The organism is Mesorhizobium sp. M1E.F.Ca.ET.063.01.1.1, assembly GCF_003998155.1.
In the GTDB taxonomy this organism is placed as follows: Bacteria; Pseudomonadota; Alphaproteobacteria; order Rhizobiales; family Rhizobiaceae; genus Mesorhizobium.
On sequence record NZ_RZSC01001654.1, the window covers coordinates 1 to 425 of the forward strand.

1 protein-coding gene is annotated in these 425 nt (G+C 60.7%); it reads right to left on the reverse strand.

Going from position 1 to position 425, the window contains the following annotated elements:
• Positions 1-16 precede the first annotated feature (16 nt).
• The coding region (locus EOA29_RS40270) for an IS630 family transposase (protein WP_127222600.1) at positions 17-425 on the reverse strand (409 nt) is incomplete at its 5' end.

Consider the following 425-nt stretch of genomic DNA (forward strand, 5'->3'; position numbering starts at 1 on the left):
CTAGAGCGGCGGACTTTCATGTGAGTCCATAGCCTGCGGCAGTGAAGTAGTTTCTGCATTCTGTTGGAGAGAAGAGATTGCAGATATCGCCGATGGCCTGCCACAGGGCGTCGATGGTTCTGATGGCCCTTGCGCGCAGATGCGCCTTGAGCTTGGCGAAGGCCATTTCGATCGGGTTGAGATCGGGGCTATAGGGCGGCAGGAAGAGCAGCCATGCGCCTCTGGCCCGGATCGCTGCTTCAGCGGTGGGGCTCTTGTGGGCAGCGAGATTGTCGAGGATGACGACATCGCCCTTTGCCAGCGTCGGAGCGAGCTGCGTTTCGACGTAGGTCTCGAAGATGCGGCGGTTCATTGGCGTGTCGACGACGAAAGGGGCGGTGAGCCCATGGCAGCGCAGCCCGGCGATGAAGGTCTGCGTCTTCCAA